Genomic DNA, 17,183 nt, shown 5'->3' with positions numbered 1-17,183 from the left:
AATTCTAATCAATTCTTTTTCATTTTTTTCAAAAAATATGATACCTTAGAACGTGTAGCCTACTAAGTACGTAGAACATAAAGGAGCGACGGAATGAACGTTGGTATTGATAAAATAAATTTTTATGTCCCCCCCTATTTTATAGATATGGTTGATCTAGCTCACGCCCGAGAGGTCGACCCAAATAAATTTACGATCGGGATCGGTCAAGATCAAATGGCGGTCAATAAAAAAACGCAAGATATCGTCACCTTTGCCATGCATGCGGCAAAAGATATCCTCACAAAAGAAGATTTACAAGCAATTGATATGGTGATCGTCGGCACAGAATCCGGCATCGATGAATCAAAGGCTTCGGCAGTGGTTTTGCATCGCCTATTGGGTATTCAACCATTTGCCCGCTCCTTTGAAATCAAAGAAGCGTGTTATGGCGCAACAGCAGGCTTACAGTTTGCTAAAGCCCACGTACAAGCCAATCCAAAAAGCAAAGTTTTGGTGGTGGCTTCAGACATCGCCCGTTATGGCTTAGCTTCCGGTGGAGAGCCCACTCAAGGCGTAGGTGCAGTTGCTATGCTGATCTCTGCAGATCCAGCGATTTTGCAGTTGGATAACGATAATTTGATGTTGACGCAAGACATTTATGATTTTTGGCGTCCCGTTGGTCATCAATATCCAATGGTAGATGGCCACTTGTCAAATGACGTCTATATCGATTCCTTTAAACAAGTTTGGCAAGCCCATTGCGAAAAAACGCAACGCACAGCAAAAGATTACGCTGCATTGAGTTTCCATATTCCTTATACAAAAATGGGAAAAAAAGCCTTATTGGCTGTTTTTGCCGAAGAAGAAGAAACGCAACAAGAACGCCTGATGGCTCGCTATGAAGAATCGATCGTTTACAGTCGTCGTACCGGCAACTTGTATACGGGTTCATTGTACCTAGGCTTGATCTCTTTATTGGAAAATTCCTCCAGCTTGCAAGCCAATGATCGGATAGGACTGTTTAGTTACGGCTCAGGAGCGGTTGCTGAATTTTTCAGCGGCGTATTGGTACCCGGTTATGAAAAACAGTTAGCACAAGCTGCTCACCAAACGTTACTTGATGCCCGTCAAAAACTAACGATCGCTGAATACGAAGCAATGTTCAATGAGACCATCGATATTGATCAAGATCAATCCTTTGAAGATGATCTGCTTTACAGTATTCGTGAAATAAAAAATACCATTCGTTATTATAAAGAAGAAAACGAGTGATGTTAAGAAAAACTTTGTTTATTTTCAAGCAAGAAAGCTTGATGAAACAAAGTTTTTTTCTTTCTTTTTAATTTGTTGAAACAAAGCATCTTTTTCAGACTTTTTCTGATTGTTATTCAAAAATTTTCAGATAATTCAGGAAAAACATTTGACAGTCCGCTTTTTTTTGTCTATACTAAAAACAATTCAAGTATGGAGGAACTTTTTTATGTTAAAAACGACCGTGTCCCCACAACTGAATATCTTTTACTTTAGCTACTTTAGATAGTTTGTATTCATAACACATTATGGATGCAAACCGCAAAACGAGTTTTGTTTGTATCTATGATGGCTAAAGCATTTTAACTTGAACTTGCAGCCATGTAGAAAATCTTCTAAATGGTTGCCAATATACGTTTACGCTTGGTATAGGATCGAATCCATTTAGACGATTGTCTGAATGGATTTTTTTGTTCAGGTAAACCCCAATTAAAAAAGAAACGTTTATAGGAGGAGTTACAATGAAAATGAAAAAATGGATCACAACTGGATTATTAACGGCTTCACTACTGGCACTGGCAGCTTGTGGGGAATCAAACAATGCTTCTGAGGGAAACGACGGATCAAAAACAGTCGGTGTCTTGCAACTCGTGGAACATGGCTCCTTGAATGCCGCCTACGAAGGATTTAAAGAAGGCTTAGCAGAAGCGGGCTATACAGAAGGTGAAAACCTGACGATCGAATACCAAAATGCGCAAAACAGTCAAGACAACTTAAAAAGCATGAGCGAACGCCTAGTGAATGCCAACCCTGATCTTTTATTGGGCATCGCTACTCCTGCTGCTGTTTCGTTAGCAAATGAAACCACTGATACCCCAATCGTGGTTACCGCAGTTACTGACTTAGTTGGGGCAAAATTAGCCGACTCAAATGAAGAACCCGGTCGCAACATCACCGGTACGTCAGACATGGTACCCATTGAGCAGCAGATCAATTTGCTGTTAAGCATCGTCCCTGACGCCAAGACGATCGGCATTATGTATAATGCAGGTGAAGCTAACTCGAAAATTCAAGCAGACTTGGCAGAAGAAGCCTTAAAAGCTGCTGGAGTCGACGTTAAAGTATTGACCGCCAATACCACCAATGATGTGCAGCAAGTGACCTCTAGCCTGGCAAAAGATGTCGATGGCATTTATATTCCAACAGATAATACCTTTGCCTCTGCTGCTGCAATCGTCGGTGAAGTGGCGAAAGAAACCAAAACACCGATCGTCGCAGGTTCCGTGGAACAAGTCGATGATGGAGCTCTAGCAACTTATGGTATTGACTATAAATCACTAGGCATTCAAACAGGAAAACTAGCAGCAAAAATTTTAGATGGCGATGCAGAACCAGCTACCACACCCGTTGAAACAGCGGAGAATTTAGAGTTAGTCGTCAATGAAGAAATGGCTGCAGCTTTAGGGATTGATCCTGCCAGCATCACTGCCCCAGAATAACCATACTATTTTAGATTTGAGGAAATCATATGAATTTAGTCGACACGTTCTTACTATTACTACAATCTGCCACCTCTCAAGGGATCCTTTGGGCATTGCTGGCAATCGGAGTATTTTTGACCTTCCGTATTCTGGATATCGCTGATTTAACTGCAGAAGGAAGTTTTCCATTAGGTGCAGGGATCGCTGCAATCAGTATTACGAATGGCGTTTCCCCCATACTAGCCAGTTTGATGGGCTTTGGCGGTGGCATGTTAGCCGGCTTGGTATCCGGACTACTGCATACAAAACTAAAGATCCCAGCCTTGTTGGCCGGGATCATCACGATGACTGGGCTTTATTCCATCACAAATCGTGTGATGGGTGCTCCCAACATTGCCTTGTTAGGACAAGACACGGTCTTCACCCAATTTCAAGCAATGGGTCTGACCAAAAACAATGCCGTGATTCTTGCGGGCTTTCTCTTCGCAGCTATCGTCATTTTGTGCTTGTTCCTCTTTTTCCGTACAGAGATCGGCTTAGCATTGCGCGCAACAGGCGATAATTTAGCTATGAGTGAAGCCAACGGCATCAACACCGATAATATGAAGATCATCGGTTACATGATCTCTAACGGCTGTATCGCCCTTTCAGGTGCTCTTTTAGCCCAAAACAACGGTTTTGCTGACCTAAACTCCGGAATCGGTACGATCGTGATTGGCTTAGCATCGATCATTATTGCAGAAGTTTTATTTGCCAATAAATCTTTGCTTTTGCGGTTGATCACCATCGTGATTGGAGCGATCGTTTATCGCTTTATCCTGGCCGTCGTTTTCGAGTTCAATGTCGAAGCCAATGATATCAAACTGGCATCCGCAATCGTCTTAGTCATCTGCCTCTCGTTACCGCAGCTTCGTTCAAAACTAGGACTTAAAAAGATGCTGCCAAAAACCAAAGGAGGCCAATCCTAATGACTTCAGTCTTAACAATCGAAAATCTACACCAAACCTTTGAAAAAGGGACGATCAATGAGAACCATGTCTTGCGAGGCATTGACCTGACGATGAATGCCGGAGATTTTATCACGATCATCGGTGGCAATGGTGCCGGAAAATCGACCCTTTTAAACAGTATTGCAGGAACGATCCCAACAGAACAAGGAAAAATCACCTTAGATGGGAAAGACATCACCCGTTTATCCGTTACGAAACGCTCAAAGGATATTAGCCGAGTCTTTCAAGATCCACGTATGGGGACAGCGGTTCGTTTGACTGTTGAAGAAAACTTAGCACTTGCTTACAAACGGGGCCAAGTCCGAGGGTTTGCGACAGGCGTCAAAGCAAAAAATCGCGCGTTTTTCCAAGAAAAATTAGCCAGTCTAAACTTAGGCTTAGAAAATCGTCTTTCTGCCGAGATCGGTTTGTTATCAGGCGGACAGCGTCAAGCGATTACCCTCTTGATGGCAACGTTGCAACAACCTAAATTGATTTTATTAGATGAACATACCGCTGCCCTAGATCCAAAAACCTCGTTGACTGTCATGGCATTGACCGATCAATTGATTCGTTCACAGCAGTTGACGGCCTTCATGGTTACTCATGATATGGAAGATGCCATTCGCTATGGCAATCGCCTGATCATGCTTCATCAAGGCAAGATCGTCGTGGATATTGCCGGTGAGCAAAAGCAACATTTAACCGTCCCTGAATTGATGGAAATGTTCCATCAAAATAGCGGTGCTGAATTAAAAGATGACCAACTGCTCTTACGCTCTTAACAAGCAAAAAGACACGTAGAAAGGAACCCCCTTCTACGTGCCTTTTTTGATTCTTCCAAATGATTGGCAAAATCCTTACTTTGCTTCATTTTCCGCAATGATATCTGTGACCTTCATCAAGCGGGTCAATGTTGCTCGTTCGTCTTCTGCCAGATTGCTTTCGATGTATTGAATGGTTTCCGTCAGCTTGGGAATCGTCATATACTCTAACGCATTGACTCTTCGCCTCGTCCGCTCGATCTCATTGGCCATCAGTTGACAGGTTTTCTCGATTTCGGCCAACTGAAGCATCACTGGCAGCATCTGATCAAGATGAGACAACGAGAGATCCAGCTCACTGGTGGTACTTACAAAACCGTAGGAAAAGTCATCATCGGAGCTCTCTTCTTCGTAAACAGGATTTAACACTGGCACATCCATATTCATGATGGTCCGACTTTGTACATCTAGGGTCACTTTATTTAAAGGGATCATAAATGCTTCTTGCAAAACGACATCGGGAATACTACTAGAAGCCAGCACATACTCTTCCATCCCTGCTTGCAGCGCAGTTTCCATTTTTTTACGAAGCTCCTGGTTTTTCTTTACTAGCTGAATGAATTGGCGCACCAGCTCATCTTGCTTGTCTTTCAATAATTTGTGACCACGGGTTGCCGTCGTCAGCCGTTTTTTCAAACGACTTAGTTCCATCCGCGTCGGATTGACATTTAAGATCGCCATTAAGAACTCACATCCTCGTCCGTTGGGTAATAGGCGTCGATAAATTCTTCTTTGATACGGCTCAACTCTTGTTTTGGCAAGGTAGCTAATAGCTTCCAGCCTAAATCTAACGTTTCTTCAATCGTCCGGTTGGTTTCAAATCCCTGGTTGACATACTCTTTTTCGAAAAGATCTGCAAAACGCGCGTACTTTTTATCAAGATCAGACAAGGCAGACTCTCCTAAAACGATCGATAACTCTTTGGCAGCTTTCCCATCGGAATAGGCGGCATAAATTTGATTCATCGTTGCCGCATGATCTGCACGGGTCTTACCTTCTCCCGTTCCTTTGTCCTTCAACCGAGAAAGACTTGGCAAAATATCCACTGGCGGATTGATATTGCGTTTGTAAAGGTCCCGCGACAAAATGATTTGTCCTTCTGTGATATAGCCAGTCAAATCAGGAATCGGGTGGGTTTTATCGCCATCTGGCATCGTTAAGATCGGAATCTGTGTAACCGATCCTTCTTTGCCCATCAAACGTCCTGCCCGTTCATACAGTGTAGCTAAGTTGGTGTATAGATACCCTGGGTAGCCGCGACGTCCCGGAACTTCTCGGCGGGCAGCGGAGATTTCTCGCAATGCTTCGCAATAGTTCGTCATATCGGTCATGATCACTAAGACGTGCATGCCTTTTTCAAAAGCCAAATACTCTGCTGCAGTCAATGCCATCTTAGGAGTAGCGATCCGTTCGATTGCTGGATCGTTGGCAAGGTTCATAAACAAAACAGATCGATCTAATGCACCGGTTTTGCGGAATTCATCCACGAAAAATTCAGCTTCTTCAAACGGAATCCCAATTGCTGCGAAGACGATCGCAAAATTGCCTTCTTGGCTGGGTACTGTTGCTTGTCGTGCGATTTGAGCAGCGATCTCTTTATGAGGCAAACCAGAAGCAGAAAAGATTGGTAATTTTTGTCCACGAACTAATGTATTTAAATGATCGATCGTTGAGATCCCCGTTTGGATAAATTCATCTGGGAAGTCCCGTGCCATCGGATTGATGGCTTCACCGTTTACATCGATGCGTTTTTCGGGCAAGATTCTCGGGCCATTATCTTTTGGTTTTCCTAAACCGTCAAAAACCCGACCCATCATATCTAGAGAAACCCCTAAAGTTAAACCAGTTCCTAGAAACCTTGCTTTGCTTTCTTCAGCACTCAAATTACTGGTACCTTCAAATACTTGGACAACAGCATTGTCATCACTGACTTCCAGTACTTGACCTTGACGGATCTCGCCTGTGTCCATGCGGACCTCAACGAGTTCGTCGAATTTAACGCCTCGAACATTTTCGACCACCATTAAAGGGCCGGCAATTTCGGAAACTGTACGATATTCTTTTAACATCAATGAACACCTCCAGTTTCAATGATTCGTTGTAACTTTTCTTTGATGTCATGCTTGATCGTATCCAAGCGGGTCAATTCTTCTTCAGGAATGTATTTGCTGCGGGCGATGCGCTCACGCAGATCAACCGTTCCTTTTGTGATCTCATCTAAGTAAGCACCTAGCTGCAGTGCACGTTGGGCTTGTTCATTAAAGTAAAGAATATTCTCCAACATTTTGAACTGCTTATTGCGAGATGTATACGTGTCAACGTCATCAAAGGCGTTTTGCTGCAAGTAATCTTGTCTCAAAGAACGGGCTGTCATCATTGTCAAACGGTCTCTTTGAGAAAGAGAATCCATCCCTACCAATTGAACGATTTCTTCTAAACGGCTTTCTTCTTGGAGAATCGCCATTGATTCATTGACTAGCTCCGACCAGCGATCGCCTAATAATTGATCTAAATAAGAATTGATTTGATCTTCGTAAAGGGAATAGGAATTCATCCAGTTGATGGAAGGAAAATGCCGTTTTTGCGCCAGCATACTATCCAATGCCCAGAAGACTTTCACGATTCGTAAGGTATTTTGGGTGACCGGTTCTGAGATGTCTCCACCAGCAGGTGAAACCGCACCAATTGCGGTAATGCTTCCTTCCCGAGGCTGTGTGCCTAATGAATGGAAACGCCCTGCTCGCTCATAGTATTCCGCAATTCGACTTCCAAGGTACGCCGGATAGCCTTCATCTCCTGGGATCTCTTGCAATCGTCCACTCATTTCCCGCAGCGCTTCTGCCCAACGTGATGTTGAGTCTGCCATGATAGCAACACTATAGCCCATGTCTCGGTAATATTCTGCAATCGTGATTCCTGTATAGATTGAGGCTTCCCGAGCAGCAACTGGCATATTCGACGTATTGGCGATCAAGACCGTTCGTTCCATGATGGACTTGCCGGTATTTGGGTCGATCAGTTCAGGAAATTCATTCATAACATCCCGCATTTCATTGCCTCGCTCGCCACAGCCGACATAGACAACGATATCCACATCCGACCATTTAGCAATTTGGTGCTGAACAACCGTTTTTCCGGCACCAAATGGTCCGGGAACGGCAGCTGAGCCGCCTTTTGCCACTGGAAAATAGGTGTCGATGACGCGCTGACCAGTGACCAGCGGTTCGCCTGGATTTAATTTAGCAGTAACGGGACGTGGTTGACGAACCGGCCATTTCTGAACCATCGTCAAGTTTTTTTCACCCTCAATGGTTTCTAAGACACAGATCACTTCAGTAATAGCAAAATTCCCTACCATGATTTCTTTGACGGTTCCTTCATAGTTTGGTGGCACCATGATCTTATGCTCGATCACCGATGTTTCTTGTACTGAACCTAAAATGTCGCCACCTTGTACGGTATCACCGACTTGTACTTGAGGGACAAAGGTCCATTTCTTTTGGCGATTCAGTGGATCGATGGTAACCCCTCGTTCCAAAAAATCACTTTCTGTTTGCGACATAAACGTATCTAATGGTCGTTGGATCCCATCAAACATCTGAGTCAACAAACCTGGTGCTAGTTCGACAGACAATGGTGCGCCTGTCGTTTCCACGGGCTCGCCTGGTCCGATTCCCGCTGTTTCTTCGTATACTTGGATCGAAACCAGCCCTTTTTTGATCTCAATGATCTCACCGATAAGGCCCTTGTCACTGACTTTGCAGATTTCGTGGATTTTTGCGCCACTTAATCCTGAGGCGGTGACCAGTGGTCCCGATACTTTTTCAATTGTGCCAAATGCCACATTTATTCCTCCTAGCTGGCTGACTTGTCTGTTATGAATCTAATATATTCATTCCTACCGCTTTTTCCACATTTTGCTGAATTCGTGCCATGCCGATCCCTAAACTACCCGTACTACTTGGAATCGGAATGATCGCTGGTGTCGGTACTTCTTCATAGCGGCGAACGATCGGTTCTAATTGTTCGATCAGTCGCTCAGTCAAAAAGATTACCCCATAGGCTTCAGCCATTTCTTCTAGTTGTTGGGCGGCTTCATCCAAATCGCTGACTGGAAAGATGTCGATCCCTAGCCCTTTGAAAGGCAAGATCGAGTTCTTACCACCCATCATTGCTATTTTTTTATGCATAACTATCACGCACCCGACTTATTAAAATCTCTTCCGGCACCTTATTGATTTTCCCAATCAGGAGAATACGCAAGTTCTTGCTTTCAATTTCCTTGGCGTACAAGTACCCTGCCAATGCTGAAGGGCCAAAAGGAACAATTTTATGTTCTTTGAGCTTCGCCATTAGAAAATTGTCTTTGCGTATATCAAAGGTATTCAAGGTCTTCTTCTCTACCAACTCTTCATAGCTGTGATTGATCAGTTCTTTATAAGGAGTCCCTTGCAAATATGCCACAAATGCCTCAAGGGAAGTCGTGATCTCAGCTAACAATTCTTTTGCAGGCAGGTTTCCATGATCGGCTAAAACTGCGCTGATAAAGCCGCGCTTGCGTTTCATCGCGTAACTGCGCAACGTTGTTGAAATGTTGAAAATATCGATTTGTCGACGAATCAAGCTTTGCAGCAGATCGTCGTCGTATTCTTTGCCAATCGTCCACAATTGTTCCCAATAGTGGTTATCAAAGATGATGTCGATCGATTGGACCTCATGGTAGTTCTCAATATAAGAGAAGACTTCTTCCACACAATCAACCATCTCTTTGGCAACAAGATTGCTTTTTCTGGTCTTGACCAGATCCTTAAGGACGGAAAGCGGCTGGGTACCAATTGGGACAAGATATTCAGAAAAATCTTCTTGCATGTACGCCGCTTTTACCAAGACTTTCAGATTTTGATAGTCATATTTCAAAGCAAAGAAATCAACGATCGCTTTTTCCGGTGTCAGCTGATACATCGTGTCGTATACCCGTTTCAACTCCGCCATCAACACATGTTCAAAGTCGTGTACACGATCATCCTCGTTGATGAAGTCACCATAAACCGTTTCTTGCAACATACCGTAGATTTCTTCTGCGCTAGCAGCCGAGAGCATCCGCTCATAGCGGCTGCGATCGAATAATTGCGATTCATACGTCCGAATTCTCGTATTTAAGGTATTGTATTTGATGTCATTCATCTGTTTGCACCTGCTTACTGTTCAAAAATCAATTGCAGTAACGTATTGCTTAACTCTTCTTTGTTGGCTTCTAGTAGCGCATCAAAAGTAAAATTCAACTCGATCGCTTCTTGTCGCAACAAAAAGCCACCCTTACGAGGGATCGTTTTATTTACCAGTTTCAGCTGAACATCTGGGGCAGATGCCTGCAATTTAGCGAGGAGCTCCTCATCCACTAAATGGCGGGTCTTCTCACCTAAAAGCAACTCAACCTCACCAGTTAACCTTGCATTCGCCAAGCCATTAGCGATAAACGCATAAAATGCTGCTTGATCCATCGTATTTAAACGGGTCAAAGCCTCAGTAAACAGCTCATCTAAGACCGACTGCTTTGCTGCCAAGACCTTGTTTCTTGATTGAATATGCACATCTGAGATTTCCAAATACATCGCCGCACGTTTTTCTTTTTCATAAAAAGCTAACCGCTCACTAAGCTCTTTTTCTAATTGCGTTCGCTTCAAGTTTTCTTGATTTTCACTTTCTTTTTTCGCTTCTTTGATTTGCAGCTGGTATTTCTTTTCCGCATCAGCGGTTATTTTGTCAGTTAAACGTGTAATATCAGACATTCACTTTTCCCTCCTCTTAATTCAAGACAAGCAAGAAGGAAATAACGAACCCTAAAATACAATACGTTTCCATCATCGCTACCAAGATAATTCCTTTGGTCACATGTTCTGGTTTTTTGGCTAAAATCTGCATCGCAGCACTTGCGGCACGTCCTTGCCATTTTCCGGCTACGATCGCTGTTAATGCGATTGGCAATGAAGCAATAAACAAGTACAATCCGCGATCGAATGAAAGCGAACCGCTGATTTGACCAAAGATCATAAAGGAAATTACGAACCCGTATAACCCCTGAGTACTAGACAGCAACTCTAAGATCAACGCTTGTCCGAATTTCTCTGGCTGCTCTGAGATCAAGCCTGACGCTGCTTCACTGGTCATCCCAACACCAATCGTTGATCCGATACCGCCGCAAATCGTTGCGGTCGCTACACCTAAAGCTGCAAAAACAATTCCACCATTTTCGTAAAAGAAACTAATCCAATTTTCCATTATTGTCCTCCTGTAACTTCTCTTCTGAGATGATCTCTACATAGTTTTCATTTGATTTGAAGGGGTCAAAGGCACGTCCGCCCCCCGTAAAGAATTTTCCAAAATACTCTAAATACTGCAAACGGATACCATGAACATACGCACTAAGGTAACTTAAGAAAATATTTAGGCCATGCAATGCCACAAATAATAAGATACCAACCGTAAACCGGGCTGCTGGCGGCAGGTAGCTGATGATCAAGTTGAAGGCTGAGGCGATACTTCCGCCGGCAACCCCTAACGCCATCAGACGGGTGTAACTGATCAAGTCACCAACATAATTGGTCACATCCATCAATCCGTACAATCCAGAACCGATTTTTCCTGCTAAGGTTTTACCTTCTAAACTGCCTCCGATGGCCACTGCTAATAGACTGGCAGCGATCATTACGATCCCAATCATTTGTAACGGTGTGTCAGGGAAAAGCAGCATTCCTGCGGCAACAAAAGCCACACTGATCAAAAAGACGATCCATGAACCGGCTTGGAACATCGCAGCCAGTTTCTGGTCTTTTTTCTTCCATAGAATATAGAATTTCAGCGCCAAACCAAACATAATCTGGATGTACCCAAAGATCACGGATAAGACTAAGATCTGGTTGACATCATCCTGGGCAGACAACAGTTGGAATGAGAATTCAAATCCGAAGAAGTTGCCATAGATCAAGCCCCAAATAATCGTGGGGATCGAGCATAACTGAAAGAGGGTCAAGTTTTGTTCCAGCCCTTTGCTGAGGTGGAACAGCTTTTTACCAAGAAACGTCGCCAGAAACAAAAGCAAACCATAGCCAAAATCGGCAACCATCATCCCGAATGCCACCATATAAAAAGGCGCCATAAATGGTGTCGGATCTAACTCGTCATATTGCGGCAAGCTGTACATCCGAACAAGTCCTTCAAAAGGTTTGATCCAACGTGCGTTTTCTAATAAAATCGGCACATTACTAATCTCTTTTTCCGTCACTTCTTGGTATTCGAGGTAATAGTTATCCGTGGTTCCTTTTTTGATGCGTTTTTCTAATTCGGCCGTTCCATCAACAGGAACCCAGCCAGAAAGCGAGACCGCATGAGTAGAACGTAAAAGCATCTTATTGCTTTTTAAGCGGGTGATTGCTCCATCTAAATACTCGGCAACGATCCGCAAAGTTTCTTGCTCGTTTGTCATTGCACGAAGAGAGGCTTTGATCTCTTTTTCTTCATCAATTAAACGTTGGGATTTTTCTTTCATCGTTTGCAGATCTTCTTCTGGGATGCCCTCATAAGGGTAGATGTATTGCTCAAAGGCTACTTTTTTAAGAAGTGAAGTTACTTTTTCTTTTACATCTTTGTGGAAAAGGACCAGTAAATAAGTGGTTGTTTGTGATTGATAAACAGTTTCCACATAGACGAGCGGCAGCTTCTCACTGTTCGTCGTAAAGTCAGCCATTTCAGAAGTGGGAATCGAACCTAGCAAGCCACCTGATTTTTTTAATTCCTTTAAAACCGCTGGACGCTCTTTAAAATACTTCCAAATCGACAGCTCTGCTTCTTGTGCTAATACATCGCGTTTTTCTTGATCGATCAAGCGAAGACGTTTGTCTTGTTTACGAAGGGTCTGGCATAATTCTTGCCAGGGATAGGTGTGGGCTGTTTCAGCCAATTCTTGAAGGGTATATTTTTTGATTGGTTGCCGCAGTTGTGCCAGCATTCCTTTTTTGGGTACATATTCTTCTAAAAAATTTAAGCTCCAGTTGACTTGACCAAACTGGTTCTCCATTTCTTCTTCAGACTGTTCCTCGCGAACCGGTGTCAAAACACCCGTCGTTTCTTCAGAATCGTAGTATTTCTCCGAAGAAAGCAGTTCTACGCCCTGAAAGTCTTGCAGCTGCTCTAAAACAGCTTCTTTCTGATCGTAAAAGGTCAACAGACTGAACTTTTGCATTTTTGCAATTGCCATTTATGTCACAACCTTATTTATTATTATTGCCAATGCTTCTTCCTTTAACTCATTAGGGATCGTTCGTAGTGTTTCCACTTCTGCTTTCGTTTTAGCCATGAGCGGTTCTTTTGACTGTGTTAACTCAGCTGCGATTTTTTGATTGATTGCTTCTTTTTGTTGGGCTTCTTTTTCTGCCAACTCTTTTTTAAACGCCTTCAACCGTTCTTCGCGTTCTTGTGCCAATTGTTTTTTTTCTGCTTCCGCTTCTTGGTTTTTATTTTCAGCAAATTGCTCTGCTTCTTGTAATAATCGAATTGCATCTACTGCCATTTTCTCACCTGCTTTCCCTTTTTTTCCGCAAAAAAAACCACTACAAATCAAGCATATGGCATTCGCTGATCGTAGGGTGTCAAAAATCAATAAGTGGCAAATACCTTCACCTATTTCCGTTTTCTAATATAACCGTACCATAAATTTAGCGATAGAACAAGGTTCCTAGCGTTTTTTTATAGTCTTTACATATAAAAGTCACAAAAATTACACATTTTCACAAAAAGAAATCCTTTTCAATTTATAGGGGGTTAAATGATGACAAAAAAGAAAGATTAGAAACAGAATGCCGTTTCAAATCTTTCTTTTATTTTTCTCTCTTCTATTTCTTAACTTTCATAATTTCAAAGCAAAAATCCGTAATTAAAATAACAAAGATTCGTCCTACTCACGAATAAATGGCATACTCATACAGCGTGGACCTCCACGTCCGCGAACCAATTCACTTCCTGAGATCTCATTCAACTTGACGCCTGCCTCTTTTAACAACCCGTTGGTGATGGTATTGCGGTCATAGACCACGACTTCCCCTGGGGCGATCGCCAATGTATTGGAACCATCATTCCATTGTTCTCTGGCTGCTGCCGCTAAGTCGTCACCACCACAGCGAATCAAGTGTACTTCAGGCAAATCTAAATAACGGCAAAGAATGTTTTCCAACGTATCTTTTTCCTCATATACTCGCACACCGTCCTTGTGTTTAGTGATTGAATACAGCGAAAGTTCTCCCTCGATTTCTGGATGGATCGTGAACTTATCATGATCCACCATCGTAAAGACCGTATCTAAGTGCATAAATTTTCGTTCTTCACCAATATTAAATGCCAAGATATGTTCAAAACTCGGTTCTGTAGCAAAAATCGTTTCGGCAATTTTTTCGATAGAAGCAACCTCGGTTCGTTGAGAGATACCGATCGCCACGATTTTATCAGATAAAATCAGCTGATCGCCACCTTCCATCCGCGTCGTTTCGTCCCGATGATACAAAAAGTTCGTCTCATTGCGGGAAAACATCGGGTGGTGCGTAAAAATTTGTTTTCCGTAGAGGGTTTCTCGTCTTCTCGTTGCAGAATACATTCGATTCAAGGAAACGCTATGACCAATCGTAGCAAACGGATCTCTCGTGAAATACAAGTTTGGCATGGGATCGATCAAAAAAGGATATTCCGTTTCAACGATCGCCGTTAACTTGCTAGCTCTTGGAATTTCTACCTCACTTTTTTTCAAGCCCGCCATCGTATGATCGATAAAGGAGCGATTATCTTTGATCGACAGGAAAAAATTGCGCACTTCGTTGCGAATCTCTTCATCAAGGATCGTTGTCTCATTTAAATAATCTTCTAAAAAAGCTTCTTTGGCACCGGTCGTCGACAATGTCTCTGCAGCAAGATCTTCCAAATAAAGGACTTCCACCCCTCTGTTTCTTAAAGTCTCGGCAAAAAAATCATGCTCTTTTTGTGCTTGGTCTAGAAAAGGAATATCATCGAACAACAAGCGATCAAGATAATCCGGCATCAAGTTTTCCAATTCTGCTCCTGGACGATGCAACAGCACCCGCTTTAAGGGCGCAATCTCAGAAAAGATCTGTATTGGCTGGTTCATGGACTTTTCTCTCCTTCTTGGCAATTTTGTAGAATAACTTATGTCATTCTTTTTTTTGATTCTACATCACATAATTATTCATTTCTTCGACTCATCGTGTTTTTTCTACTCGTGATTCAAAGTTTTTTCGGATCATATAGTTATAAACATGCATTTTAAAAAAAGAAACCCCCGATAAAAAAACAACTAATAAAGAATATAAATTCTAGATACTTTAATTTACCGCCTTTTTCAATTGTATATTTTTGTTAAAAAAACAGCAAGGCAAAAGAACTGGCGGACTATAGCCCTAGTTGCGAAACCAGATTGAACTATCTTTGTTTTTTTGGATCATTTCATGATTTTCAAATGATACCGCTATCAAACAGATGAATATTTGATATGATTCAAGTATCTTGATACTAAAGAAACGTCTATAAAGGAGCGATTTGATGAAAACGCAACGTCAGCTTTACTATGGTGCCGACTACAATCCTGAACAATGGTCTAAAGAAGTCATTCTTGAAGATATGCGCTTAATGAAAGAAGCAGGTGTGAACTATGTAAGTATCAATATTTTTGGCTGGGTCAATCTGCAGCCAGATGAATCCACCTATGATTTTGAATTTCTGGATTGGCTGATGGATCTTTTATATGAAAACAATATCATGATCGACCTAGCCAATGGAACAGCTTCTCCTCCCGCTTGGCTTGTTCAAAAACACCCTGAGATGCTGCCTGTGACCATTCATGGCAATCGACTGGTTCATGGTGCGCGCCAGCACTACTGTCCGACTTCCCCTATCTATCGTCAATATGCCGCCGATTTGTCTGAAGCAGTCGCAAACCGTTATGCTAATCATCCAGGGCTGGTCATGTGGCATATCAATAATGAATATACCTGTCACATCCACGAGTGTTATTGCGATCATTGTCGGAAAAGATTTCAGACATGGTTAGCAGAGAAATATCTGACCATCGCTGGATTGAATGATGCTTGGTCAACGAAGTTTTGGAGTCAATCCTATGGCAGCTGGGAGGAAATTTTCTTACCAGAGGCAATGCCAACCTTCAAAAATCCTGCACAGCAATTAGACTACCGTCGGTTTCTTTCCGACATGAATCTGGAACTTTATCAAATTGAAAAGGCGGCGATCGCAAAATATTCCCATGACATTCCTTATATGACCAATCTTATGGGCTTACACAAATACGTAGATGGATTTAAATGGGCACCTGAAATAGATGTGGTCAGCTGGAATTCGTACCCGAATCCCTTTGAAAAAATCCCTTACCCGCAATTTCTTGCTAACGATTTAACCCGCAGTTTGAAGAAAAAGCCATTCTTGATCATGGAGCAAGCCACAAGCGCTGTTAATTGGCGACAAATCAACGGGGCCAAGACACCCAACCAGTTGCGTCTTTGGAGTTATGAATCGCTAGCTCATGGTGCTGATGGTATCATGTTCTTCCAATGGCGACAGTCTCGTGGCGGTGCGGAAAAATTTCATAGTGCGATGGTGCCTCACGGAGATCCTCAGTCAAGCCGTATCTTTCGTGAATGTGCACAATTAGGCAACGAATTTTCGCAACTATCCGAAATCGTTGGGACGCGCTTCTTGGCTGATGTCGCGGTTGTCTTCGACTGGGAAAATTGGTGGGCGCTGGAATTGGATGCCAAACCAAGAACCTTAAAGTACATTCATCAGTTACGCAGCCTGTATGCCGCGCTAAGGGCGTTAAATTTGAGCGTAGACTTTGTCCATCCTTCCGAATCCCTAGATGGCTATCCTTTAGTGATCGCCCCAAATCTCTATTCAGCACCCGAAGCCTTCGGTAAGAAGATCCATGATTACGTGCAACAAGGCGGTATCTTCTTGACCAATTTCTTTAGTGGGATCGTCAATGAAAATGACCAAGTCTATCTTGGGGGCTATCCAGGCTTGTTTAGAGACACATTAGGGATCATTGTAGAAGAGTTTTACCCAATGAAAGCAGCTACCCAGCATCAGATTGACTTTCAAGGTCATCGGAACGACAATTCTCTATGGGAGGAAGTCATTCATCTAAAAGGTGCGAAAGCTTTGGCAACCTTCCAATCCGGTTATTTGACCGATAAGCCCGCCATTACCATGAACCGGATCGACGATGGGTATGCGTATTACGTGGGAACAGAATTGTCTCTTGAAGGACTAACTACATTTTTAGCGACCATTCTGGAAAATCACAAATTAACGACTCATGCCCAGCACTTCTTGGCTGCTCCTACTGAAATCTCCGTTACCTGTCGCAAAGGTGCTGGCTATACACTCGTCTTTTTCTTAAACCATACCGAGCAGACAACAGAAGTGAAGCTGAAAGCCGCTGGAGTAGACCTTCTAACCAAAGAAACCAAACAGTTGGCAGTTCTGAAACCAAAAGAAGTCGCAGTTCTTAAGTATATTGATTAATCTAAGGAAAGAACCTCCATGAAGCGATCGCTTCATGGAGGTTCTTTTATTGAGGTTAC

The 17,183-nt window shown here is 42.8% G+C and carries 15 protein-coding genes; 5 read left to right on the top strand and 10 right to left on the bottom strand.

All coding sequences use genetic code 11. The features are described from left to right. Positions 1–93 precede the first annotated feature (93 nt). From IGK63_RS04965 to IGK63_RS04950, 4 genes are all read left to right on the top strand, one after another. On the top strand, positions 94–1,254 hold the full coding sequence (locus IGK63_RS04965; protein WP_086372697.1) for a hydroxymethylglutaryl-CoA synthase: 1,161 nt from the start codon (positions 94–96) through the stop codon (positions 1,252–1,254). A 500-nt stretch (positions 1,255–1,754) separates the two neighbouring features. Then, complete coding sequence (locus IGK63_RS04960; protein WP_086372696.1) at positions 1,755–2,732, top strand: ABC transporter substrate-binding protein; 978 nt, start codon at positions 1,755–1,757, stop codon at positions 2,730–2,732. Positions 2,733–2,761: 29 nt separating this feature from the next. After that, positions 2,762–3,682, top strand: a complete 921-nt coding sequence (locus tag IGK63_RS04955; protein ID WP_005237148.1) for an ABC transporter permease — start codon at positions 2,762–2,764, stop codon at positions 3,680–3,682. Next, the gene (locus IGK63_RS04950; protein WP_005237149.1) at positions 3,682–4,488 is read left to right on the top strand and encodes an ABC transporter ATP-binding protein; all 807 of its coding nucleotides are present in this window, start codon (positions 3,682–3,684) and stop codon (positions 4,486–4,488) included. The genes IGK63_RS04955 and IGK63_RS04950 overlap by 1 nt, the downstream gene beginning before the upstream one ends. 75 nt (positions 4,489–4,563) lie before the next feature. Here the strand turns inward: IGK63_RS04950 and IGK63_RS04945 are convergent, their stop codons facing one another. The 10 genes from IGK63_RS04945 to arcA form a co-directional block, all read right to left on the bottom strand. Then, on the bottom strand, positions 4,564–5,208 hold the full coding sequence (locus tag IGK63_RS04945) for a V-type ATP synthase subunit D (RefSeq protein WP_005229243.1): 645 nt from the start codon (positions 5,206–5,208) through the stop codon (positions 4,564–4,566). Next, entirely contained in the window at positions 5,208–6,596 is a 1,389-nt protein-coding gene (locus IGK63_RS04940) for a V-type ATP synthase subunit B (RefSeq protein WP_005237151.1), read from the bottom strand. Before IGK63_RS04940 ends, IGK63_RS04945 begins: the two co-directional genes overlap by 1 nt. After that, a complete protein-coding gene (locus tag IGK63_RS04935; protein WP_008380990.1) occupies positions 6,596–8,371 on the bottom strand; it encodes a V-type ATP synthase subunit A in 1,776 nt (591 codons plus the stop codon). The genes IGK63_RS04940 and IGK63_RS04935 overlap by 1 nt, the downstream gene beginning before the upstream one ends. Positions 8,372–8,402: 31 nt before the next feature. Further along, a complete protein-coding gene (locus tag IGK63_RS04930) occupies positions 8,403–8,717 on the bottom strand; it encodes a V-type ATP synthase subunit F (RefSeq protein ID WP_005229240.1) in 315 nt (104 codons plus the stop codon). Next, positions 8,710–9,711 carry a V-type ATP synthase subunit C gene (locus IGK63_RS04925; RefSeq protein ID WP_429972457.1) on the bottom strand — a complete coding sequence of 334 codons (1,002 nt, stop codon included), beginning with the start codon at positions 9,709–9,711 and terminating at the stop codon, positions 8,710–8,712. The genes IGK63_RS04930 and IGK63_RS04925 overlap by 8 nt, the downstream gene beginning before the upstream one ends. Before the next feature lie 14 nt (positions 9,712–9,725). After that, positions 9,726–10,316: a V-type ATP synthase subunit E gene (locus IGK63_RS04920; RefSeq protein ID WP_061053898.1), complete on the bottom strand. Its 591-nt coding sequence runs from the start codon at positions 10,314–10,316 to the stop codon at positions 9,726–9,728. A gap of 16 nt (positions 10,317–10,332) precedes the next feature. Further along, positions 10,333–10,806: a V-type ATP synthase subunit K gene (locus IGK63_RS04915; protein ID WP_005237160.1), complete on the bottom strand. Its 474-nt coding sequence runs from the start codon at positions 10,804–10,806 to the stop codon at positions 10,333–10,335. After that, positions 10,790–12,781 (bottom strand): V-type ATP synthase subunit I, encoded by a 1,992-nt coding sequence (locus IGK63_RS04910; protein WP_008380982.1) that lies wholly within the window; start codon positions 12,779–12,781, stop codon positions 10,790–10,792. Before IGK63_RS04910 ends, IGK63_RS04915 begins: the two co-directional genes overlap by 17 nt. Beyond that, complete coding sequence (locus IGK63_RS04905; RefSeq protein ID WP_008380980.1) at positions 12,782–13,093, bottom strand: hypothetical protein; 312 nt, start codon at positions 13,091–13,093, stop codon at positions 12,782–12,784. It lies immediately after the preceding gene. A gap of 384 nt (positions 13,094–13,477) precedes the next feature. Beyond that, positions 13,478–14,695, bottom strand: a complete 1,218-nt coding sequence (arcA, locus tag IGK63_RS04900) for an arginine deiminase (protein ID WP_008380978.1) — start codon at positions 14,693–14,695, stop codon at positions 13,478–13,480. 431 nt (positions 14,696–15,126) lie between these two features. On the opposite strand from arcA, the gene IGK63_RS04895 reads away from it, so the two are divergent. Further along, positions 15,127–17,124: a beta-galactosidase gene (locus tag IGK63_RS04895; protein ID WP_016613060.1), complete on the top strand. Its 1,998-nt coding sequence runs from the start codon at positions 15,127–15,129 to the stop codon at positions 17,122–17,124. Positions 17,125–17,183 lie beyond the last annotated feature (59 nt).

This window comes from Enterococcus sp. AZ040 (assembly GCF_050499185.1).
Taxonomy (GTDB): Bacteria; Bacillota; Bacilli; order Lactobacillales; family Enterococcaceae; genus Enterococcus_D; species Enterococcus_D entomosocium.
This window is presented reverse-complemented; position numbering and strand designations above follow the sequence as displayed.